The organism is Stutzerimonas azotifigens (genome assembly GCF_013522725.1).
Classification (GTDB): Bacteria; Pseudomonadota; Gammaproteobacteria; order Pseudomonadales; family Pseudomonadaceae; genus Stutzerimonas; species Stutzerimonas azotifigens_A.
Genome location: NZ_JAAMRF010000012.1, coordinates 93,960 through 114,909 on the forward strand (window position 1 = coordinate 93,960; position 20,950 = coordinate 114,909).

Sequence of the window (20,950 nt, forward strand, 5' to 3'; positions counted from 1 at the left end):
GCGGGTGCAGGAGACGATTGGGGCGGAGGGGCGTGGCGATAAGGGAGTTGCGCTTGATGCAAAAGTAAATCTGCCTCGCTACTCGCCGTGCGGGCGAAATCGGAGGGCCGCAGCGGGGCATAAGTATTGCCCCGCTGCGGTTGGACCATCAGCGATTCGGGTGGCCTCGTCGGCCATATGCATGATAGATGCTGCCCTTATTGCCCTCCGATAGAGAAGCTCGATCCTTGGTAACTTCCCTGAAAAATCTGGATGTCTTTGCCTATCTGCCCCATCACTGCCCTTCGTAAGCGTGCGTAGTTATCGCTCTCACGGCTATAGGCAGAGCCCCCATTGATAACTACTGTCCGTACAGTACCGGCACCCTCGACGCTCGAGGGGTAATAGCTGGAGAGCAGTATGAGCTTTATGTTGTGTTGTCCTTGGGTGATTCGCCAGGTTACGGATTCATAGGAACTCAAGACCAGAATAAGGGGCTTGGCTGTCGGGCGAATAGCGAGGCTGACGCTGCCAGGCCGGTTGCCCGGCCCGTTAGGCAGCGTTGCTGATGATTCGTAAACGCCGATGCCTTCGATTTGCGCGTCCTTGGCGACATCAGCAAAGGGCACGGATGGCTGCCCATAATCGAGTCGGGGTGGCGGCACAGCGAAAGGCATCTGGGCAGTGTAGGGCGGGCGTGATAAACGCGATCCTCCGCCCCCGAGCGTGTTTTGGCCGCTCGACTGCTGCGTCATGGTTTCGAGCTTTGCCATCTGCCGGTCAAGGTTCCGTTCGCTCAGAAAGTCAGCCAGCGCAACGGGCTTCCCCTGTTGCAGATGGAGGCCGAACCATACGCCGTCATGGTCGCGCCGCATAAAGCCGGCTCTGCCATCGAGCTCATAAAGGATCCCGGCGCTACCTTCTTTCGTTTCGATTGGTGAGAGCGAAGCGTCTTCAATATTCAGAGCCCAGGAGCGGGTATTGACGGACCTTTCGTATGAATCCACCAAGACGGTGGACTCGCTTAACTTAGCGTACCGATTTGCTATGAAGTCCCCAGTTGCCCAAAGTGTTTCCTGACCTGAATCCAGATCGAATGTCATCAGATCGCGGCTACTTACAAAAAATAGTGAGCGCCCATTCAGCATCGATGTGGGTCGCAAGGACGTAACTCCTTGCCCTGTTTGGATCGTGAAGCTTTTGAGTATCGTCCCTTGTATCCCGGTTATTCCACGCTCAAAGGCAATGAGCGCAAGCGTTCGGCCAGTGCCTGTCGCAACCTGGCCGCCCTGCAGCGGTACGGCCCAACTCGGTCGCTTCAGCCCAGGTACTTCGACGGCATGTTCACCGGTTTGGAAATCGATAATGGATAGTTGGCCGCCTGAGTCGTTTGCCATCGCGGCAGAGATATCGGGCAACCAAGCCAGCAATTTGGAGATCGTCCTATCCTGCCAGAGTACCGCCCCGGTTTCTGTGTCGAAGAAGGTCACCCCCTTTCCATAGCCTCCCGGCAGCGCCAGGACTCTCCCATTGGGCGACAGTAACGCCTCGTTGAACCGGCCCTCACTAAGCGTTGGCAATCTGACAATGGGCTTGCCACTCGGAACTTCAATTGAGAGCAGTTCTCCACGAGTGCCGCTGAGAACTGCGACTCCGGCGGTAGGTGCCGATATGCCTGAATAGATGGAAACTCCAGGTGAAACCAGGGTGGGTGTTTCGAGAGGTGTCATGGGGCGCAACGCCGGTTGTGACAACCGTTGCTCGACCTGCTTAATCTGAAGAAAACGCAGCAGGATTTCGTCTTGCTCGTTCAGACAGTTACGGCTCACCGGGAGCTTCTTGATCTCCGCCACTGAGTCGAATCTTGCGACCGTGAGATTCTTCGAACAGGTCAAACCGCGAATCTCGCGCAAAGCCCCATATTTTGCAGCGAGGCTCTTCTGCGCGGACTTATTGCCGTCCAGCAAGTTGCGCAGTGTTTCTTCAGCGGTGCGGACTTCTGCACTGGGTGGGAACGCCCTGTTCACCTTTTCGCCGGGAGTCAGGAACACTTCTTCGACAAGGGAGCAGCCCGACAGGCTCAGGGCTAATAGTGACGCCGCAGTTATTCGCACAGGGAACTCCATTTCCTGTTGTGCCTAGCCCAAGTGGGACAAGCTGTTGGATACTGCTCGATGCTAGTGGCTTGAGAGGCAAAGAAGCAAGCAACGGCCGATCTCCACTCACACGTCTTCAGGAGCGATTTCGGTGATCGGTAACGCCGCGAATCCGCACTTCGCCGGGCGCCCCTTGAGCATCGGTTGCTCGCCGACTTGCTGGCGCTCGGTCGCCTAACGCGCGCGTAGGTCAGGCGTTTATCAATCGCTCTTCATGCGTCCGGTCGTTGAACCTCGGAATGTAGCCCTTCTCACCCAGCCGCCGCAGCGCGCCGATCAGGCAGTCCTCGGTGCTGACCGCCTCGGTGAAGCCGGCGCGGCGGATCTTGCCCATGTCCGAGACCATGTCGAATTCAGTGTTGAAGATGAAATCACCGAAGGGCCAGCCCACCAGCTTCTCGAACGGCACCGATTCCAGGCCATGGCGATCGGCGAGCCGCTGCCAGATGTTGGCCATCTCCGGCATCTGCTTAGCCAGCGAGAACGGCAGCGGCTCGGCGACTTCCAGGCCCAGCGCCTCGCCGACCTTGTGCCAGATGCGCTCCCAGCGAAACGGCTCGCCAACCAGGTTGAATGCCTGGTTGCGCGCCGCCGGGTCCAGCGCAGCCCACAGGCTCGCACGCGCCAGCCAGCGCGCATCGGTCAACTGTGCGAGCACGCCACGGTAGGTCTTGACCGAGCCGGGGAAGCGCAGTGGCACGCCGGTCTCCTGGCTGAGCGCGGCGAATGCGCCGATCACCAGGGCAATGTTCATCGGATTGCCGGCGATATCGCCTACCACCACATCGGGCCGCAGGATCGACCACTCGAACTCGCCCTGCTCGGCTCGTTCGCGCAACAGGTCTTCCTGATTGAAGTAGAAGTTTGGCCCCACATGACGGGGCGTCTCGTCCTCATAGAACGGCGCCGTGCTCGGGCCCAGGTGCACGCCATAGACCTTAGCGCCCTGGTAATGCACGACACGCTGCAGCTTGGCCCCGGCCGCCTTCAGTCCATCCAGCAGGCTGCGCAGCATGGCGCCGTTGACCTCGGCCTCGCGGCCCAGGTTGGCATCGGGCTTTAGCGCGGCATAGAACACGTGGGTGGTGTCTCCGGCGCCGGCAAGCGCCTCGCGGGTTGCCTGCGCATCGGTGAGGTCGAGGTTCAGCGTCTCGACATCAGGGACGAAGGTGCGACGCACGGCGCGTACCTTCCAGCTCCCATCCTCCACAAGCGTCTCGACCAGGGCGTGACCAATGATGCCGCTGGCGCCTACCACCAGCGCGACTTTCGAATCTGTCATAACGACTCCGCTGTGCGGCTGCCTCTGTGCTGCAGCCGGGTTTGTAGGTTCGGTTCGTTAGTAGTGACAGGGAACAGCGTGCGTTGATCGCCGTGAGGCGATGCGTGGCGTTGTGTAGCTGGCAAGGGGATCTTGCCCGCCATACCCGAAAGCAAATCGCCAAACTGTACGGGAGAAAAGGGGACAGATTTATATTTGCAGATGTCCCGTCCCGCTAAAACATAAATCTGTCCCCTTTATGTGTCGTCCCCTTTAGGTGTCCGGTATATATTCATGAGTACTTTAATTGAGATCTTGTTTTTGTGTAGCGGGGCTTTTGCGGTGCTTTATAAAATGAGGCGGTCAGATTTAAAGGTCTCCGATTTGTTTTTTCTTAAATCCATTATTGGTGGCGTGCCATTGAAAGGTGGGCGTAAGCAGCGATTGATTATGGATGTATTGTTTTACTTCTTTATGTTTATGTCCATGGTTGTGGTGGTCGTTAAGCATATCGCTAAGTCAGGCTAATATCAGATAACGGGGAAGGGGCGGATCTATCCGTCGTCCTCTCTGCGTTGCTGGACGCCATTAATCAAATCCAAACATCATTCAAAGCCGTCCGCTCATTCGTCTCGTCGCCGGTATTCAATACGCCCCTCGGCTCTATCAACAGCAGCTTCGTCTCGCCGGCGGCGCTGGGCTTGTGCTCGATCCCCTTCTTCACCACGTACATCTCACCGGCGCCCACTCTTACTTCACCGTCTCGGAAATAAATGACCAGCTCGCCCTCCAGCACGATGAAGGTTTCGTCGGTTTCAGAGTGGGTGTGCCAGATGAATTCGCCTTCCAGCCGGGCGATTTTGAACTGGTAGTCGTTCATCTCGGCGACGACCTTGGGCGCCCATTGTTCATGGAACAGTGCGTATTTCTCGGCGAAGTTGATGGCAGAGTAAGTCGAGGGTGTTGCGTGAGTTGTCATGGCGAGGCTCGCTGTCCGGTGTGGTGAGTGCCCACTACGCTAGCGTCTCGCCTGCCCTCCGTATTGCATGATCGTGCAAGGTCCGCCTGGGGCGGTTATCGGTTCCTGATCATCCTCAACCAGCGCGCCGGCGATATGCCGAAGGTTTGGGTGAACAGGCGGGTCATGTGGCTTTGATCGAAGAAGCCGCTCTCAAGCGCCGTATCGGGTAGCGACTGACCCGCCAGCAGCCGGTTGCGCGCCTCTGAAAGGCGCCGCTGGGTGATGTAGCGATAGGGGCTGGTGCCGTATAGCGCGCGGAAATCGCGCGACAGGCTCCAGCGGTCGCGACCACTGGCCTGCACCAGCGCATCCAGGGTGATGCCTCCTCCAAGCGCGTCATGAATGAATGCTCGGGCCCGCTCTGCCGCCACGTAATCGACCGCCTGCCGGCCGCGCGGTTTGCCAGCGGCAGCTTTCAGCGCCAGCGCCAGATCGTAGATCGCGTCGTCTTCTTCGAGCGGGTCGAGTGCGGCGTGCAGGCTGTAAAGCAAACGACGGGTGGCTGAAAGCAGCCGGGGATCGTTCGACAGTCCACCCGGTACGAAAGGCAACGGCTCGCCGCCCAGCACGTCCTGGATAAGTGACGGTTCGATGTAGAGCATACGGTAGCGGAAGCCGGCCTCTGTACCGGCCTCGCCATCATGGATTTCGTCGGGGTGGAGCACGATGGTGCCGCCCGGCAGGCTGTGCCGCATCGATTGGCGGTAATGGAAACGCTGTACGCCCGATAGTGTGCTGCCGATGGCGTAGGTGTCGTGCCGATGGGGCGTATAGCCGTGCCCGCGAAAGAAGGCCTCGATGCGCTCCATCTTCGTCGATGGGGCTGCACGCTCAAGCCAGTCGCGGTCGGTGCTGGGTCTGTTCATCGGCGTCGACGCTGAATATCTGAGGGGCCATTACCCATCATGACTCAGAGATGGCCAGACGTCCTCTACAAAGCCACATCAGGGAGCGAGCAGAGCCGCAAGTTAAAGTAACTTCAAAAGATACGTTAGATAAGGCAGGATAGATTAATCCGGAACGTGCGCTCAAGGCGAAGGCGCCCATCAGCTCGGGCAGCCTGCACGCTCTGGATACTCGATGCCCACCACACCGGCTTCTGTCGTCGCTCTGGTAACCACCATGACCCAAGACAACCAATCACCCTTCGCCGATGCGGCCGCCGTCGCGTCATATGCGCAGGACACGCCGCGTAAGGTGCCGGGGCTGGCCGATCTGCATCGGATGGCCACCCTGCTTCTCTCTGAACAGGCACCGCGCGCAGCGCAGATCCTCGTGATCGGTGCGGGCGGCGGGTTGGAAACAAAGGCTATGGCCGAGGCAAGGCCCGACTGGCGTTTCACCGGCGTCGATCCGTCACCCGCCATGCTGGACCTTGCGCGCCAGGTTGTTTTGCCGTTCGCGCATCGCGTCGATCTGCTGGAGGGCACCGTTGACCAGGCGCCGGCCGGCCCTTTCGACGGCGCCACTTGCCTGCTCACGCTGCATTTCCTCAACCGGAGCGAGCGGCTGCACACGTTGCAGGAAATCCGCCGCCGCTTGAAGCCGGGTGCACGCCTGGTGATCGCTCATCACACGGCGCTCGGGCCAGACCCTGAGCGCTGGATGACGCGCTCCGTTGCCTTTGGCGATCGCGGCGCCACCGATTGGGTTAAAGCCCAAGCGGCGGGCAAAACGATGACCGAGCGCCTGCCGTTGCTTACACCACACGAGGAGGAAGCGCTGCTGCGCGAAGCGGGGTTCGTTGACGTCGCGCTGTTCTACGCCGCGTTATCGTTTCGTGCCTGGGTGGCGGTTGCTGCCCCCGTTGAAGGCTCGTTGTGACAAGGAGCGCCAAGCGCCGCTCCGACTAGCAACAGCAGGCACTCCGTTCTCGCCTTCAATCCACCACAAACAACCGGGCCCCCACCGCGGTGAACGACCGATGCGGCTCGGCCCCGTCCGCTACCTGATAGCTCGTGCCCGGCGTGAGGATGAAGCGGCGGCCGTCCGGGAGTTCGGTGTGCAGTTCGCCTTCCAGGCACAGCAGGATGTGGCCTTTGTTGCACCAGTGGTCGGCGAGGTAGCCGGGTGTGTATTCGACCATGCGCACGCGGATCGGGCCGAACTGGCGGGTGCGCCAGTAGGCGGTGCCAGTTTCGCCTGCGTGCTCGGTGGGTTCGAGGGTCGACCAGTCGGTGGTGCCGAAGGGGATGTCCTTGATGTCCATGGTGAGCCTTTCGGTGGGTAGCGGAGCTGTGTGTGGGCGTAAGGAATGGGGGCTGGGTGCCTTGAGGGTGTTCGCGAGCAAGCTCGCTCCTACGAGTGGGTGGCGGTTTCCGTGATCGACAAAAAAAGCCGCTGCCAGAGGAGTCGGGCAGCGGCTTTTTTGTGCCGGTTGCGACTACTGGCGAGCGCCCCGCACGCCAGTACTCAGCTCGCGGCACAGGCCAAGTACGCCGTCGATGGCTTGCTGTCCGCTTTCAGCTTTGGCGATCTGGTCGATCAGGGCCGAGCCTACGACCACGCCATCTGCCAGGCGGGCGATGGCGGCGGCCTGTTCCGGGGTGCGGATGCCGAAGCCGATGGCGACGGGCAGGGCGGTGTGGCGCTTCAGGCGCGCGACCGCTTCTTCGACGTGTTCCAGGGTCGCCGAGCCGGCGCCGGTCACGCCGGCCACCGAGACGTAGTAGACGAAGCCGGAGCTGCCGTTGAGCACGACCGGCAGGCGCTTGTCGTCGGTGGTCGGGGTGGTCAGGCGGATGAAGTCGATGCCCGCGGCCTGGGCCGGGTCGCAGAGGTCTTCGTTATGTTCGGGCGGCAGGTCGACGACGATCAGGCCATCGACACCGGCCTCAACCGCTTCGCCGATGAAGCGCTCGACGCCCATCTTGTGGATGGGGTTGAAGTAGCCCATCAGCACGATCGGGGTGGTCTGGTTGCCCTGGCGGAATTCGCGAACCATCTGCAGCGTCTTGGCCAGATCCTGCTTGGCGGCCAGGGCGCGGATGTTGGCCAGCTGGATCGCCGGGCCGTCGGCCATCGGGTCGGTGAAGGGCATGCCCAGTTCGATCACGTCGGCGCCGGCTTCCGGCAGGCCCTTGAGGATGGCCAGCGAGGTGGCGTAGTCCGGATCGCCGGCGGTGATGAAGGTCACCAGCGCGGCGCGGTTCTGTTGTTTCAGCTCGGCGAAGCGCGTCTGCAGGCGGGAGCTCATATGTGTTCTTCCTGTTCGTCGAAGTGGTGCATGACGGTCTGCATGTCCTTGTCGCCGCGGCCGGAGAGGTTGACCACCATCAGGTGATCCTTCGGCAGGGTCGGCGCGCGCTTGAAGACTTCGGCCAGCGCGTGGGAGGACTCCAGCGCGGGAATGATGCCTTCGAGGCGGCAACAGGTGTGGAAGGCGGCGAGCGCTTCCTTGTCGGTGATGGAGGTGTACTCCACGCGGCCGATGTCGTGCAGCCAGGCGTGTTCCGGGCCGATGCCGGGATAGTCCAGCCCTGCGGAGATCGAGTGGGCGTCGATGATCTGACCGTCTTCGTTCTGCAGCAGGAAGGTGCGGTTGCCGTGCAGTACGCCGGGTACGCCGCCGTTGAGGCTGGCCGCGTGCTGGCCGGTCTCGATCCCGTGGCCGGCCGCTTCGACGCCGATGATCTTCACGCCGGCGTCATCGAGGAAGGGATGGAACAGACCCATGGCGTTGGAGCCGCCGCCGATGCAGGCCACCAGCGAGTCGGGCAGGCGACCTTCCTGGGCCTGGAGCTGGTCGCGGGTTTCCTTGCCGATCACGGCCTGGAAGTCGCGCACCATGGCCGGGTATGGATGCGGGCCTGCCACGGTGCCGATCAGGTAGAAGGTGCTGTCGACGTTGGTCACCCAGTCGCGCAGGGCTTCGTTCATCGCGTCTTTCAGCGTGCCGGTGCCGGCGGTGACCGGGATGACTTCTGCACCGAGCAGCTTCATGCGAAAGACGTTGGCCTGCTGGCGGTCGATGTCGGTAGTGCCCATGTAGATCACGCACTGCATGCCGAAGCGCGCGGCCACGGTGGCGGTGGCCACGCCATGCATGCCGGCGCCGGTCTCGGCGATGATGCGCTGCTTGCCCATGCGCCTGGCCAGCAGGATCTGGCCGATGCAGTTGTTGATCTTGTGCGCGCCGGTGTGATTGAGCTCCTCGCGCTTGAGGTAGATCTTCGCGCCGCCGCAATGCTCGGTCAGGCGCTCGGCGAAATAGAGCGGGGAGGGGCGGCCGACGTAGTCGCGCTGGAAATAGGCCAGTTCCTTGGCGAACTCGGGATCCTGCTTGGCCTTCTCGTATTCGGCGGCGAGCTGGTGAATCAGCGGCATTAGGGTTTCGGCGACGTATTGACCGCCGAAGTGGCCGAACAGGCCCTTGGCGTCGGGGCCGTTGCGATAGGAATTCTGTGAACCGGACATGGCCTGCATCCCGTGGCTTGAGAGGACAATGGCGCAAGTCTACGACGGGTAGACGCCGCGCAATATCGACAATTGCGCGCATATGTGTGAGTTTTTATCAACTAAAGGGAGCGAGTTGAATGAAGGTGCTATGGATCTTTCCGATTATCGGTGCACTGGGACTGATAGGCGCCGCTGCGCTTCAAGTGGTGCGTATCAGTGATGAGACGCGCATGGTTGCCACCACGGCGCAGGTGATCGATGTCATAGATGGCTGTCCAACCGTTGAGTTTTCCACCGCATCCGGACAGCCTTTCGAGTACCGTAGCCGCACCTGTAGCAAACCCCCAAGCTTGCGGCGCGGGGATGAGGTAACGCTGTACTACGCGGCAGAAATCCCAACGACGCGCGCATCGATAGCTTCGTCGGTAACTGGCTGGGCAGCTTGATTCTCGGCGGCTTAGGCGGACTCTTTCTGCTGGTCGGCGCCGCCTTCGTGGCGCCGGGCCTCTGTCGCGCCGCCGCGCGGCCGAGTTGGCGGTCAGCGGTCAGCCGGTGGAGGCCGAGATCCTGGAGGTCAGGCTTAACCCGTCGCTGGTGGTCAACGGCCGCAGCCCCTGGAAGATCGTTGCCCAGTGGCAGAACCCGGAGACCCAGAAGCTGCACATCTTCAACAGCGACAACATCTGGTTCGACCCGAGCCGCTTCGTGTCCGAGCTGAACCAGGTGCGTGTTTTCATTGACCGGCAGAATCCCAAGCGCTACAGCATGGATACCGGATTCCTGCCCGAACTTGCGGAGTGACTTGTGCTGCCCTCGTTGAACGCCTTGCATGCTTTCGAAGCCGCCGCGCGGCTGCTCAGTGTCAGGCGCGCGGCTGACGAGCTGCATGTCACCCACGGGGCGGTCAGCCGGCAGATCAAGGCGCTCGAGGGTCAGTTGGGCGTGAGGCTGTTCACCAAGGACGGGCGCGGCCTGCGGCTTACCGATGCGGGATTGCGGCTGCGTGATGTCACTGGAGAGGTCTTCGAGCGGCTGCGCAGTACCTGTGCCGAGCTACGCCAGCAAACGGCCGATGCGCCCTTCGTGCTCGGTTGCCCGGGCAGCCTGCTGGCGCGCTGGTTCATCCCGCGCCTCGACCTGCTCAATCGTGAACTGCCCGATCTGCATCTGCAGCTATCCGCTAGTGAGGGGGAGCTTGACCCGCGCCGCGCTGGGCTGGATGCCACGCTCTGGTACGCCGAGCCGCCCTGGCCGGCGGACATGCAGGTGTACGAGCTGGGCGAGGAAGCCATCGGGCCGGTGCTGAGTCCCTATCACCCGCACTTCGCGGCCTTGCGCCAGGCGCCTGCGGAGGCTTTGCTCGACCAGGCATTGCTGCACACCACCTCACGCCCCCAGGCGTGGCCGACATGGGCGGCGGGCCGAGGATTGGCGGTGGACAGGCTGCGCATGGGGCAGGGCTTCGAGCATCTTTACTACTTGCTGGAAGCGGCGCTGGCGGGCCTCGGCGTCGCCATCGCTCCGCAGCAGTTGGTGGCCGATGACCTGGCCAGCGGGCGGCTGGTCGCCCCCTGGGGTTTCGTCCGCACTTCGGCCCGCTTGACTCTCTGGGTGCCGGCTCGGCGCCAGGACAGGCGCGCCGAGCAGCTGGCCGGCTGGTTGCGCAAGGCGCTCGGCTGAGCGCCGAAGCGCTCAGCTGGCCAGAGCGGCAGTGGCCGGTTCCGGTGTTTCGACCGTGTAACCGTTCGGGTTGCGGCTCTGCCAGCGCCAGGCGTCGGTGAGCATCGTCGCGAGGTCCTTTTCGGCACGCCAGCCCAGTTCCTTCCATGCCTTGCTCGGGTCCGACCAGCACTGGGCGATGTCGCCGGCACGACGGGGCTGGAGGCTGTGGGGCAGCGGACGACCGATCACCCGCTCGAAGGCGATGATCATCTCGCGGACCGAATGCCCCTTGCCGGTACCCAGGTTCCACACCGAGACGCCCTTTACGCTCTCCAGGCGGTCGAGTGCCTTGAGATGGCCTTTGACCAGGTCCACCACATGGATGTAGTCGCGGATACCGGTGCCGTCCGGGGTGGGGTAGTCGGCGCCGAACACGCTCAGTTGCTTTCGCCTGCCGACCGCCACCTGCAGCATGTAGGGCAACAGGTTGTTGGGAATGCCGTTGGGGTCCTCGCCGATCAGCCCCGAGTCATGGGCGCCGATCGGGTTGAAGTAGCGCAACAGGCCGATCGACCAACGCGGGTCGGAGTCTGCCAGGCCACGCAGCACGTTCTCGGCCATCAGCTTGGACTGGCCGTACGGGTTGGTCGGAATTCCGGTCGGGCAGCTTTCGGTGATCGGCATCACCGGCGACTCGCCGTAGACGGTGGCCGAGGAGCTGAACACCAGCTTGAAGATTTCCGCTTCGGCCATCGCCTGGCACAGCGCGATGCTGCCGCTGACGTTGGTCTCGTAATAGCGCAGGGGTTCGCGCACGCTTTCGCCTACGGCCTTGAGACCGGCGAAGTGCATCACCGCGGTGACCGGGTAAGCGGCGAACAGGGCGTTGAGCAGGGGGCGGTTGCGCACGTCCCCCTTGACGAAATGCAGCGGCCGGCCCGCCAGCTTCTCTACCCGCTCGAGCGCTGTTCGCGAGCTGTTACAGAGGTTGTCTAGCACCAGCACGTCGTGGCCTGCCAGAAGCAGTTCCAGGACCGCATGGGAACCTATGTATCCCGCACCCCCTGTCACTAGAATCATGTTTCTACCTCCGGATTTGCACTTTTCGAACACGGTCGAAGACACAGCAGCTCGCCTTGACGGGCAGCGGGCGAGTCAGTCTCCAGAAATGGGATCGGCGGGCCGGGGCAGGCACGTCAGCCGCATCGAAGTGCGCTGGGCTGCTGCCGGCTAAATCAGACGTCCTGTGAATAGTGACGAGGACGTGGCTGGCAAGTTCCGGATCGGGGTCAGCCAGCCGACAGCGGGTAGTACGAAGCGGTTGTACGCCGTCGATTTGGAACCCTCGACGTTTGCCATCGTCCATAGCCGGCGGGGTTGCTCTCGTTGAAGCGTCCGAGCGTCCCGACAATTCCCACCGAATTGCTGTTTTAGGCAAGGAAGCATTGGCTTCGAGCGCGATGCGCGGAGATGGACGAACTGCGCGCCGCCAACCGTGAACAGAGGTGCCAGAATGAGTTGGGCCGGTCCCTACCAGTACGACATCGGCAAGTCGCGCAGCCCGGATCAGCCACCGGTCGAAGTGGTCTTCGACGAGCAGATTCCGACGTTGTTGTGTCTTTCCCACCTGCGTTGGAGTTTCGTCTACCAGCGTCCGCAGCACCTGATGTCGCGTTTCGCCCGCGACTACAACGTGCTGTTCTTCGAAGAGCCGATCAGTACCGAGGACGACCAACCCTGGCTTGAAGTGCGCCCTGATGTAAGCGGCGTGCAGGTGCTGGTACCGCGGCTGCCCGAAGGTTGCCAGGGCGACGATGCACTGCGCATCCAGCGTCAGCTTCTGGACGGCTACCTGGAAAAGCTCGGCGTGGGCGACGATCTGATGCTCTGGTACTACACGCCGATGGCGCTCGGCTATGCCGGGCACCTCAAGCCCAAGCTCACGGTTTACGACTGCATGGACGAACTCTCGGCTTTCCGCGGCGCGCCACCGGCGCTGGTAGAGAACGAGCGCATCCTGCTGGACCGGGCCGACGTGGTCTTCACCGGCGGCTACAGCATCTGGGAAGCCAAGCGCGAGCTGCACGACAACGCCCACGCGTTCCCCAGCAGCGTCGATGTCGAGCACTTCGCCGCTGCCCGTCGGCCGCAGGCCGATCCCGAGGACCAGGCCATGATCGGTCGGCCGCGCCTGGGCTTCTACGGTGTGATCGACGAGCGCTTCGACATCCAGCTGGTCGCCGAAGCCGCCGAGATGCGGCCGGACTGGCAGTTCGTGCTGGTCGGGCCGGTGGTCAAGATCGACCCGGCCGAGCTGCCGCGGCGCGACAACATCCACTACCTGGGCGCCAAGACCTACGACGAGCTGCCCAAGTACCTGGCCGGTTGGGACGTGGCCATCATGCCGTTCGCGATGAACGAGTCGACGCGTTTCATCAGCCCCACCAAGACCCCCGAATACCTGGCCGGCGGCTGCCCGGTGGTGTCCACGCCGATCAAGGACGTGGTGCGCACCTATGGCGATACCGAGATCGTCTACATCGCCGCGACCACCGATGAGTTCGTCGCCGCGGTCGAGGATGCCCTGGCCGATGCCGCCGACCGCGACCGCCTGCTGGCCACCGCCGACGAGATCTTGGGCGACATGTCCTGGGATTACACCTGGAGCCTGATGAAGGAGAAGATGCAATGCGCCCTGTAAGCGTCCAAGACAGCAATCCCAACCAGGCTTCCGGTCGCAGCGACCACACCCGGCCAGCAGGCGACACGCCCTCCCGCTCGACCCGTGAACGCGGTTTCGACTACCTCATCGTCGGCGCCGGTTTCGCCGGCAGCGTGCTCGCCGAGCGTCTGGCGGCAGGCCTGAACAAGCGCGTGCTGGTGGTCGACCGTCGCCCGCACATCGGCGGCAATGCCTACGATCACCATGACGAGGCCGGGGTGTTGATCCACCGTTACGGCCCGCACATCTTCCACACCAACTCGCAGCGCATCGTCGATTACCTGTCGCGCTTCACCGAGTGGCGGCCCTACGAGCACCGCGTGCTCGGCCAGGTGGACGGCCAGCTGGTGCCGATCCCGATCAACATGACCACGCTGAACAGGCTCTACGGCCTGAACATGACCACCGAGCAGGAGGCCGCCGATTACCTGGCCAGCCGCGCCGAGCCGGTGGAAGACATTCAGACCAGCGAAGACGTGGTGATCAACGGCATCGGCCGCGAGCTCTACGAAAAGTTCTTCCGCGGCTACACCCGCAAGCAGTGGGGGCTGGACCCGTCGCAGCTGGACAAGTCGGTGACCTCGCGGGTGCCGACACGCACCAACACCGATGACCGTTACTTCACCGACACCTTCCAGCAGATGCCCAAGCATGGCTATACGAAGATGTTCGAGAAGATGCTGGCGCATCCGAACATCAAGGTGATGATCAACACCGACTACCGCGAGATCCGCGACGAGGTCGAGTACGACCACCTGATCTACTGCGGCCCGATCGACGAGTACTTCGACTACCGCTTCGGCAAGCTGCCTTACCGCTCGCTGAAGTTCGAGCACAAGCAGCTCGACCAGGCCCGGTTCCAGCCGGTCGGCACGGTCAACTACCCGGCCGAAGACGTGCCCTACACGCGCATCAGCGAGTACAAGCACCTCACCGGGCAAGAGCACCCGAAAACCAGCATCACCTATGAGTACCCCTCGGCCGAGGGCGATCCCTACTACCCGATCCCGCGGCCCGAGAACGCCGAGCTGTACAAGCGCTACCAGAAGCTCGGCGACGAGACGCCGGGTGTGACCTTCATCGGTCGGCTGGGTACCTACAAGTACTACAACATGGACCAGGTCGTCGGACAGGCACTGGCCGCCTACAAACGCATCGAGGAAGCCGAGCTGGGCCCCGAGGCGGGCGAAAGTGCCGAGCACGCCCGCGGCCTGGCGGAGCAGGCACCTTGAGTCGAACGGCGCGTAACGCGCCTTACCGCTGCCCCCGATCGCCGAAGACCGTGGGGGCTGCGCTTGTCGAGTGAAGAGACGATGCATCGACCGACAGTTTTCGACAGCTTCTTCATGGGCGGCTTCGAGTGTTCCAACCACCGCCGCGGCGACGGCCGCCGTCTGGACCTGCTCGACGCGACCGGACATGACCGGTTCGCCTCCCACGACTACGCCGCGCTGCAGCGCTACGGGCTGCGCACCGTCCGTGACGGCGCGCGCTGGCACCTGATCGAACGGGTGCCGGGCCAGTACGACTGGTCCAGCTTTCTGCCGATGCTCCAGGCCGCGCACCGCCAGGGCACCCAGGTGATCTGGGATCTGGGCCATTACGGCTGGCCGGACGACATCGACATCTGGCGGCCGCAGTTCGTCCAGCGCTTCGCGCGCTATGCCGCCGCCCTGGCGCAGCTGGTCAAGGACGAAACCGGCGCGGTGCCGTTCTTCGCACCGCTCAATGAGATTTCCTTCTGGGCGTGGGCTGGCGGCGACGTGGCGTATTTCAACCCGATGGCACGGGGTCGCGGCCCGGAGCTCAAGCACCAACTGGTGCGCGCGACCATCGCCGCGATCGACGCGATTCGCGAGGTCGAACCGCGGGCGCGTTTCGTCCAGGTCGATCCGGCCATTCACGTCGTGGCACGCAACGATCGCCCGGGTCCGCAGCGCGAGGCGGAGAATTTCCGCCTGTCACAATTCGAGGCCTGGGACATGCTCTGCGGCCAAGCCTGGCCTGGCCTGGGCGGTGCGCCCGAATATCTGGACATCCTCGGGGTCAACTATTACTCGGACAATCAGTGGTACTACGGCGACGGTCAGACCATCGATCGCGGCAATCCGGATTACCGTCCGTTCAAGGGTATCCTGCAGGAGATCTGGCGGCGCTACGATCGCCCGCTGGTGGTTGCCGAAACAGGCGCCGAAGGCGATGTGCGTGGCGAATGGTTGCGTTACGTGGCCGAGCAGGTCGGCCTGGCCATGCAGCGCGGCGTACCGGTCGAGGGTATCTGCCTGTATCCGGTAGTGGACTATCCCGGCTGGACGGACGACAGGCACTGCCCGGTCGGGCTTCTCGGCTTCCCCGACGATAACGGCACGCGAAAGCCGCACGACGGCCTGGCCGACGAGCTGCGCCTGCAACAGGCACGCTTCGCCCACGCCGAACATCCCGAGACGAAGACGGTAGACATAACATCATGAGCGCCCAGGCCGCGTCGAAGGGTCAACCACTTCTTCCCGGCCAGCCGGTGGCCTTTCTCTGGCATTACATCCGCGTCAGACCCTGGCATTTCGCCGGGTTGCTGGCGCTGATCATCGGCGCGGCGTCCTGCGCGGTGGCGGTGCAGTACGGGATGAAACTGCTGGTCGACGCCATGTCGACCCGCGACCGCTCCGAGGCCGACGTCTGGTTCCCCCTTGGGCTGTTCATCAGCCTGATCGTCCTCGAGAACGTGTTCTGGCGCCTGGGCGGCTGGCTCGGCTGCCGCACCGTGGTGGCGAGTGTCGTGGATATCCGCGTCGACCTGTTCAAGCACCTGACCGGGCACCCGATGCGCTATTTCACCGAGCACTTCGCCGGCTCGCTCGGTAACCGCATCTCGGCGCTGGGGCAGGCCGCTGGCGCCATCTACGGCGGGTTAGCCTGGAAGATCGTGCCGCCGATCGTGGACTTCCTTGGTGCGGTGGTGGTGCTGCTCACCGTCGACGGGCGGATGGCGGTGGCGCTGATCATTTTCGTGATGATCGTTGCCGCGCTGATCACCGGCTTCGGCATTCGTGGCCGCTCCAAACACCAACGCTTCGCCGCGCAGGCCGCGCGGGTCGGCGGCGAGCTGGTCGATGCGGTCTCCAACGTCTGGACCATCAAGGCGTTCTCTGCCCGTGACCGCGAAAGCGAGCGGCTCGCCCAGGAGATAGGCTACGAGGCGCGTGCCCAGCGGCGCAGCTGGATGTATCTGGAAAAGGCCCGGATGATGCACGACATCTGCCTGTCGCTGATGGCTGGCGGCATGCTGATCTGGGCGATCAATCTCTGGATCGGCGGCTCGGTGACGGCCGGCGACGTGGTGCTGGTCAGTGCCCTGACGTTCCGCATCCTGCACGGCTCGCGCGATCTGGCCCTGGCGCTGGTGGACACGACGCAGCAGATCGGCGCGATCGACGACACCCTGCGCATCATCGTTCAGCCCCACGGCCTGCACGATGCCGAGACCCAGCTCAAGCTTGCCGAAGGCGACATCACCTTCGAGGAGATCAGCTTCGCCTATCCCGACCGTGGCGCGGTGTTCGAGAAGTTCGACCTGCACATCCCGGCCGGACAGCAGGTGGGCATCGTCGGCTCCTCGGGGGCCGGCAAGTCCACGCTCATCAACCTGATCCAGCGGCTGGACGACGTCCAGGCCGGGCGCGTCCTGATCGACGGGCAGGACGTGCGCAGCGTCAGCCAGGACAGCCTGCGCGAGAAGATCGCGGTGGTGCCCCAGGAAACCGCGCTGTTCAATCGCAGCATCCGCGAGAACATCCGCTACGGCCGTCCCGGTGCGACCGACGAAGAAGTGGTCGAGGCGGCGCGCAATGCCTTTTGCGACGGTTTCATCCGTGAGCTGCCTGAGGGCTACGACACCATGGTCGGAGAGCGTGGCGTGATGCTTTCCGGTGGCCAGCGCCAGCGGCTCGGCATCGCCCGGGCCTTCCTCAAGGACGCACCGATTCTGATCCTCGACGAGGCCACGTCGGCGCTCGACACCCAGTCGGAGGCCGAGATCCAGGCGGCGCTGAGCAAGCTGGTACAGGGCCGCACGGTGGTTGCGGTGGCGCATCGCCTGTCCACGCTCGCATCGTTCGATCGTATCGTCGTGCTCAAGAACGGCAAGCTGATCGAGGACGGCACGCCGCAGGAGCTGCGTAACCGCGGCGGCGAATTCGAGTCGCTCTGGCGAATGCAGTCCGAGAGTTTTACCGCCAAACCGGCGACCCCGGCCGCACCGGCCCCTGCTGAGTGAGATGAGCGCACACAAGCCCCGCAGGAGCGGCCTCGGCCGCGAAGGGCGCGCAAAACGCCCCGATCCGGCGCCCATCGCGCGCGCACGGGTCGAGTCCGAAAGCCTGCGCAGCGTCGGCTACGATCCCGCCAGGCGCGTCCTGGAAGTCGAATTCCAGGGCGACGGCGTGTACCGCTACGAGGACGTGCCGCCCGAGGTGGTGCTCGAACTGCTCGAGGCCGAGTCGATGGGCACCTATTTCAATCAGGTATTCAAGGCCCAGGGCTTTCGCTACCGGCGCCTCGATTGAGCGGTATCGGCCGCGGTGATCGCCCCCGTATCGCTGAACTTCTTCCCGCGTTCGCGGGCCTGAAATAGGGCAGGGACGCGTACAAACGGGCCGGACGCCTATCCAACCCATTCCAGGGGAGAGGCTATGACTGATCACCACACGTACAAGAAAGTCGAAATCGTCGGTTCTTCGCGCAACAGCGTCGATGAGGCGATCCAGAACGCGATCACCGAGGCCAGCAGCAGTCTGCAGAACGTCGAATGGTTCGAAGTGGGCGAGATTCGCGGCCACGTCGAGAACGGCAAGGTCGGCCATTTCCAGGTCACCATGAAAGTAGGCTTCCGCCTGGCCAACAGTTGATCGCGCAGGGCTGTGTGCAGCCCTCCGTTACCTTCGGGACCGAGCCGGTTCCGTCAGAAACAGCGGTCTTGTCTGATGGGTGGTGCGGGTGGTCGTCAGGTCCTGTGGCGGTGAGTCGTGGATTTTCTCGCTCAAGACGCTTCCTGCGAACCGCGCTGCCCTGCATCGGCTGACCTGCACGCCCGGCCGCTGGCAACCATGCGTCGCGCCTCATCGTGGCTGCAGTGAGCCCATCGACGCCGTGCCAAGGTTGGCCGCAAATTCGTTAATAGTGGGTATCAGCCCTCGTAACTGGTCAGCGTCCTGGCGCTGGCCTACAGTGCCCGGCCTTTATTTCCTTCTGCTCTATGGGTGACGTCATGCCCCAGCTTTCCGACCTGCCGCTTTCCGTTCTCGACCTGTGCCCCATCACCGAGGGCGGAACCATCGCCCAGGCGCTGCGCAACACCATCGAGCTGGCGCAGCACGCCGAAGCCCTCGGCTACAATCGCTACTGGCTGGCCGAGCACCACAACATCCCCAGCGTGGCGAGTTCGGCCACCGCCGTGGTGATCGGACAGGTAGCCGCGGCTACCCAGCGCATGCGCATCGGCTCGGGCGGCGTCATGTTGCCCAACCACGCGCCACTGGTGATCGCCGAGCAGTTCGGCACGCTGGAAAGCCTGTTTCCCGGGCGTATCGATCTGGGCCTGGGCCGCGCGCCGGGCAGCGACCAGCTCACCGCCCGCGCCCTGCGCCGACACCTGGGCGACGAAGACACCGCCTTCCCGCAGCAGCTCGAAGAGCTACGCCATTACCTGAGCGAGCCGGTACCGGGGCAGAAGCTGATCGCCATCCCCGGTGCGGGGCTGCATATTCCGATCTGGTTGCTCGGCTCGGCGGGTTTCAGCGCCCAGCTCGCCGGACAGCTGGGTTTGCCGTTCGCCTTTGCCGCGCAGTTCGCGCCGGACAACGCGCTGCATGCGCTGGCGATCTACCGCCGAAGCTTCGTCCCCTCGGGCGTGCTGGACAAACCCTACGCGATGGTCGGGATCAACGTGGTCGCCGCCGACAGTGACGAAGAGGCGCAGTACCTGGCCACCTCGCACCAGCAGGCCTTCCTGCACCTGATTCGCGGCAAGCCCACCGCGCTGCCGGCACCGACCCACGACATCGATTCGCTCTGGCTGCCCCACGAGCGGGCCACGGTGAACGGCCAGCTGCGCGCGACCTTCGTCGGCACCCGCGAGAGCCTGCCGGCGCAGATCGACGGCTTTCTGCAACAGACCCAGGCCGATGAATTCATCGTCAACAGTGCCATCCACGATCCCGCCGCGCGCCGCCACTCCTACACCTTGCTCAAGCGCCTGCTGCACGGCTGATCAGCCGGCGCGTTTGGGATCGTCCGGCATGGCTGTGGAATCACGGGCTCTCTCGTAGCGGCTAAGCAGAGGTTGCGTGCTGAGCCCATGGATGAGGATGCTCAGCGCCACCACCGACAGGACCAGCGGGACCAGGTCGTCGGTCTCCGACGGCAGCAGTCCGTGAGTGATGGCGTAGCTCAGGTAGTACAGGCTGCCGATGCCGCGAATACCGAACCAGCCGGCCAGCAACTGCTGGGGGCGGTCCAGGTAGCGCCGGGGCATCAGCAACAGCACGCTCAGCGGCCTGATCACCACGAACAGCGCCAGGGCCAGGGGGATGGCACGCCAGTCCCAATGAACCGAGACCAGTACGCCGAGCAGGGTTACCAGCAGCACCTCCAGCGAGCGTTCGATCTGCCCGCCAAAGGCCAGGATATCGCCCAGCAGGACGCCGGCTGCCACCCTGGGCTTGGCGATCTCGCCGTCATCGAGCGACAGGTCGCGCGGTGCCATACCCCCTTCGGCAGCATGCGGCACCACCCCGACGATCAGCTCCTCGGAAGGCGTTTCGGATTGGTGGGCCACGAGCATTTCGGCATGACGAAGGCCAAGGCCTGCGGCGAACACGGCAAGAAAGCCCCATGCGCCGATCAGCTCGGCACCCACATAGGCCAGCGCTATCAGCGCCAAGGCCAGCGAGTCGTTGGGCGACATTGCCGTGTCGGCGTGACGGGCACGCAGGTAGATGGCCAGCCGTCCAACGAGCTTGCCGAGCATGTAGCCGAGTATCAATCCAGCCGGCACAGCCCAGAGCAGCCGGTGCAGCGCCCATTCGCCAACCCATCCGGGTGCCAGTGTCTCCTGTTCTATCAGCAACAGGCCAAAGACCACGAAGGGGAACGCGGTGCCGTCATTGAAGCCGGCTTCCCCGGAGAGGCCATAGCGCAGCCGGTCGTCGTCGCGTGCGTTGTTGACCTGCACCAGGCTCGCCAGCACCGGATCGGTCGGTGCGAGGATCGCCCCGACCAGTACCGAGACGCCCCAGCTCAACCCGAAGACGTAATGGCAGAGCAGCGCGACCCCGGCGATGCAGGCAAGCATCACCGGGCCGGTCAGCACGTAGGCGCTCTTCCACGAAGGGTGGCGCAGCGGCATGCGCAGCTTCAGTCCACTGATGAACAGCGAGACCAGCACCGCGACCTCGGTGAGATGCACCATCCAGTTGGCGATGAGCAGGAACTCCATTTCCCACAGCCCGATGCCGAGATGGCCGATCAGCACGCCGAAGCCGAGGTAGATCAGCGAGGTAGTGACCGGCAGCCAGCGCAGATAGGCGGAGGCCAGCGCCAGGATCAGCAACAGGACGCCGAGAACGGCCATCCATTCGATAAAGGTCATGGGCTATCCGGACAGAGGCGAGACGGTCAGCGGCGCGTGGCGGCCGTATTTTTTCGAGCCGCGGTATAGGGGCGAGTTCCAGCGCGGCGGACGATCGGTGGCGCCG

General features: G+C 63.5%; 21 protein-coding genes. 12 read left to right on the top strand and 9 right to left on the bottom strand.

Translation table 11 applies throughout. The annotated features are described in order from the left end of the window. Positions 1–197: 197 nt before the first annotated feature. Together G7026_RS20495 and G7026_RS20500 are read right to left on the bottom strand one after the other, a co-directional pair. On the bottom strand, positions 198–2,093 hold the full coding sequence (locus tag G7026_RS20495; RefSeq protein WP_181072927.1) for an outer membrane protein assembly factor BamB family protein: 1,896 nt from the start codon (positions 2,091–2,093) through the stop codon (positions 198–200). A gap of 232 nt (positions 2,094–2,325) precedes the next feature. After that, on the bottom strand, positions 2,326–3,417 hold the full coding sequence (locus G7026_RS20500; protein WP_181072929.1) for an SDR family oxidoreductase: 1,092 nt from the start codon (positions 3,415–3,417) through the stop codon (positions 2,326–2,328). Between the two features lie 273 nt (positions 3,418–3,690). Between G7026_RS20500 and G7026_RS20505 the strand changes: the two genes are divergently transcribed. Further along, on the top strand, positions 3,691–3,924 hold the full coding sequence (locus tag G7026_RS20505) for a hypothetical protein (protein ID WP_181072931.1): 234 nt from the start codon (positions 3,691–3,693) through the stop codon (positions 3,922–3,924). A gap of 64 nt (positions 3,925–3,988) precedes the next feature. On the opposite strand, the gene G7026_RS20510 is transcribed toward G7026_RS20505, so the two are convergent. Both G7026_RS20510 and G7026_RS20515 read right to left on the bottom strand, forming a co-directional pair. Beyond that, positions 3,989–4,375 carry a cupin domain-containing protein gene (locus G7026_RS20510; protein ID WP_181072933.1) on the bottom strand — a complete coding sequence of 129 codons (387 nt, stop codon included), beginning with the start codon at positions 4,373–4,375 and terminating at the stop codon, positions 3,989–3,991. Positions 4,376–4,470: 95 nt separating this feature from the next. Further along, positions 4,471–5,283: an AraC family transcriptional regulator gene (locus G7026_RS20515; RefSeq protein ID WP_181072935.1), complete on the bottom strand. Its 813-nt coding sequence runs from the start codon at positions 5,281–5,283 to the stop codon at positions 4,471–4,473. Between the two features lie 256 nt (positions 5,284–5,539). On the opposite strand from G7026_RS20515, the gene G7026_RS20520 reads away from it, so the two are divergent. After that, positions 5,540–6,241 (top strand): class I SAM-dependent methyltransferase, encoded by a 702-nt coding sequence (locus G7026_RS20520; protein ID WP_181072937.1) that lies wholly within the window; start codon positions 5,540–5,542, stop codon positions 6,239–6,241. A gap of 55 nt (positions 6,242–6,296) precedes the next feature. Here the strand turns inward: G7026_RS20520 and G7026_RS20525 are convergent, their stop codons facing one another. From G7026_RS20525 to trpB, 3 genes are all read right to left on the bottom strand, one after another. Next, complete coding sequence (locus G7026_RS20525; protein WP_181072939.1) at positions 6,297–6,626, bottom strand: DHCW motif cupin fold protein; 330 nt, start codon at positions 6,624–6,626, stop codon at positions 6,297–6,299. A 174-nt stretch (positions 6,627–6,800) separates the two neighbouring features. Then, positions 6,801–7,613 (bottom strand): tryptophan synthase subunit alpha, encoded by an 813-nt coding sequence (gene trpA, locus G7026_RS20530; RefSeq protein ID WP_181072940.1) that lies wholly within the window; start codon positions 7,611–7,613, stop codon positions 6,801–6,803. Next, a complete protein-coding gene (gene trpB, locus G7026_RS20535) occupies positions 7,610–8,833 on the bottom strand; it encodes a tryptophan synthase subunit beta (protein WP_181072941.1) in 1,224 nt (407 codons plus the stop codon). The genes trpA and trpB overlap by 4 nt, the downstream gene beginning before the upstream one ends. 119 nt (positions 8,834–8,952) lie before the next feature. Between trpB and G7026_RS20540 the strand changes: the two genes are divergently transcribed. The 3 genes from G7026_RS20540 to G7026_RS20550 all read left to right on the top strand — a co-directional run bounded on the left by G7026_RS20540 (position 8,953) and on the right by G7026_RS20550 (position 10,495). Continuing rightward, a complete protein-coding gene (locus G7026_RS20540; RefSeq protein ID WP_181072942.1) occupies positions 8,953–9,261 on the top strand; it encodes a DUF3592 domain-containing protein in 309 nt (102 codons plus the stop codon). An 85-nt stretch (positions 9,262–9,346) separates the two neighbouring features. Further along, positions 9,347–9,616, top strand: a complete 270-nt coding sequence (locus G7026_RS20545) for a hypothetical protein (RefSeq protein WP_181072943.1) — start codon at positions 9,347–9,349, stop codon at positions 9,614–9,616. Positions 9,617–9,619: 3 nt separating this feature from the next. Further along, complete coding sequence (locus G7026_RS20550) at positions 9,620–10,495, top strand: LysR family transcriptional regulator (protein WP_181072944.1); 876 nt, start codon at positions 9,620–9,622, stop codon at positions 10,493–10,495. 12 nt (positions 10,496–10,507) lie between these two features. Here G7026_RS20550 and galE read toward each other — a convergent pair whose 3' ends face one another. Further along, a complete protein-coding gene (gene galE, locus G7026_RS20555; protein WP_181072945.1) occupies positions 10,508–11,557 on the bottom strand; it encodes a UDP-glucose 4-epimerase GalE in 1,050 nt (349 codons plus the stop codon). 433 nt (positions 11,558–11,990) lie between these two features. Here galE and G7026_RS20560 point away from each other — a divergent pair, with 433 nt between their 5' ends. The 7 genes from G7026_RS20560 to G7026_RS20590 all read left to right on the top strand — a co-directional run bounded on the left by G7026_RS20560 (position 11,991) and on the right by G7026_RS20590 (position 19,464). Then, positions 11,991–13,178, top strand: coding sequence for a glycosyltransferase family 1 protein (locus tag G7026_RS20560; RefSeq protein WP_181072946.1), 1,188 nt, complete (start codon positions 11,991–11,993; stop codon positions 13,176–13,178). After that, positions 13,166–14,431 carry a UDP-galactopyranose mutase gene (gene glf / locus G7026_RS20565; protein WP_181072947.1) on the top strand — a complete coding sequence of 422 codons (1,266 nt, stop codon included), beginning with the start codon at positions 13,166–13,168 and terminating at the stop codon, positions 14,429–14,431. The genes G7026_RS20560 and glf overlap by 13 nt, the downstream gene beginning before the upstream one ends. Before the next feature lie 81 nt (positions 14,432–14,512). Continuing rightward, positions 14,513–15,670 (top strand): beta-glucosidase, encoded by a 1,158-nt coding sequence (locus tag G7026_RS20570; protein WP_181072948.1) that lies wholly within the window; start codon positions 14,513–14,515, stop codon positions 15,668–15,670. Beyond that, positions 15,667–17,472 (top strand): ABC transporter ATP-binding protein, encoded by a 1,806-nt coding sequence (locus G7026_RS20575; RefSeq protein ID WP_181072949.1) that lies wholly within the window; start codon positions 15,667–15,669, stop codon positions 17,470–17,472. Before G7026_RS20570 ends, G7026_RS20575 begins: the two co-directional genes overlap by 4 nt. Positions 17,473–17,545: 73 nt before the next feature. Next, the gene (locus G7026_RS22695; protein WP_181072987.1) at positions 17,546–17,761 is read left to right on the top strand and encodes a KTSC domain-containing protein; all 216 of its coding nucleotides are present in this window, start codon (positions 17,546–17,548) and stop codon (positions 17,759–17,761) included. A 126-nt stretch (positions 17,762–17,887) separates the two neighbouring features. Then, positions 17,888–18,103 carry a dodecin gene (locus G7026_RS20585; protein WP_181072950.1) on the top strand — a complete coding sequence of 72 codons (216 nt, stop codon included), beginning with the start codon at positions 17,888–17,890 and terminating at the stop codon, positions 18,101–18,103. A gap of 359 nt (positions 18,104–18,462) precedes the next feature. Continuing rightward, positions 18,463–19,464, top strand: coding sequence for an LLM class flavin-dependent oxidoreductase (locus tag G7026_RS20590; RefSeq protein WP_181072951.1), 1,002 nt, complete (start codon positions 18,463–18,465; stop codon positions 19,462–19,464). Here the strand turns inward: G7026_RS20590 and G7026_RS20595 are convergent, their stop codons facing one another. Then, positions 19,465–20,844: a cation:proton antiporter gene (locus G7026_RS20595; RefSeq protein WP_181072952.1), complete on the bottom strand. Its 1,380-nt coding sequence runs from the start codon at positions 20,842–20,844 to the stop codon at positions 19,465–19,467. Between the last annotated feature and the right edge of the window lie 106 nt (positions 20,845–20,950).

Excerpts from the sequence above, each read along its gene's own strand:
- G7026_RS20500 (WP_181072929.1), bottom strand. The coding sequence starts at position 3,417 with ATGACAGATTCGAAAGTCGCGCTGGTGGTAGGCGCCAGCGGCATCATT.
- G7026_RS20505 (WP_181072931.1), top strand. The coding sequence starts at position 3,691 with ATGAGTACTTTAATTGAGATCTTGTTTTTGTGTAGCGGGGCTTTTGCG.
- G7026_RS20510 (WP_181072933.1), bottom strand. The coding sequence starts at position 4,375 with ATGACAACTCACGCAACACCCTCGACTTACTCTGCCATCAACTTCGCC.
- G7026_RS20515 (WP_181072935.1), bottom strand. The coding sequence starts at position 5,283 with ATGAACAGACCCAGCACCGACCGCGACTGGCTTGAGCGTGCAGCCCCA.
- G7026_RS20520 (WP_181072937.1), top strand. The coding sequence starts at position 5,540 with ATGACCCAAGACAACCAATCACCCTTCGCCGATGCGGCCGCCGTCGCG.
- G7026_RS20525 (WP_181072939.1), bottom strand. The coding sequence starts at position 6,626 with ATGGACATCAAGGACATCCCCTTCGGCACCACCGACTGGTCGACCCTC.
- trpA (WP_181072940.1), bottom strand. The coding sequence starts at position 7,613 with ATGAGCTCCCGCCTGCAGACGCGCTTCGCCGAGCTGAAACAACAGAAC.
- trpB (WP_181072941.1), bottom strand. The coding sequence starts at position 8,833 with ATGTCCGGTTCACAGAATTCCTATCGCAACGGCCCCGACGCCAAGGGC.
- G7026_RS20540 (WP_181072942.1), top strand. The coding sequence starts at position 8,953 with ATGAAGGTGCTATGGATCTTTCCGATTATCGGTGCACTGGGACTGATA.
- galE (WP_181072945.1), bottom strand. The coding sequence starts at position 11,557 with ATGATTCTAGTGACAGGGGGTGCGGGATACATAGGTTCCCATGCGGTC.
- G7026_RS20560 (WP_181072946.1), top strand. The coding sequence starts at position 11,991 with ATGAGTTGGGCCGGTCCCTACCAGTACGACATCGGCAAGTCGCGCAGC.
- glf (WP_181072947.1), top strand. The coding sequence starts at position 13,166 with ATGCGCCCTGTAAGCGTCCAAGACAGCAATCCCAACCAGGCTTCCGGT.
- G7026_RS20570 (WP_181072948.1), top strand. The coding sequence starts at position 14,513 with ATGCATCGACCGACAGTTTTCGACAGCTTCTTCATGGGCGGCTTCGAG.
- G7026_RS20575 (WP_181072949.1), top strand. The coding sequence starts at position 15,667 with ATGAGCGCCCAGGCCGCGTCGAAGGGTCAACCACTTCTTCCCGGCCAG.
- G7026_RS20585 (WP_181072950.1), top strand. The coding sequence starts at position 17,888 with ATGACTGATCACCACACGTACAAGAAAGTCGAAATCGTCGGTTCTTCG.
- G7026_RS20590 (WP_181072951.1), top strand. The coding sequence starts at position 18,463 with ATGCCCCAGCTTTCCGACCTGCCGCTTTCCGTTCTCGACCTGTGCCCC.
- G7026_RS20595 (WP_181072952.1), bottom strand. The coding sequence starts at position 20,844 with ATGACCTTTATCGAATGGATGGCCGTTCTCGGCGTCCTGTTGCTGATC.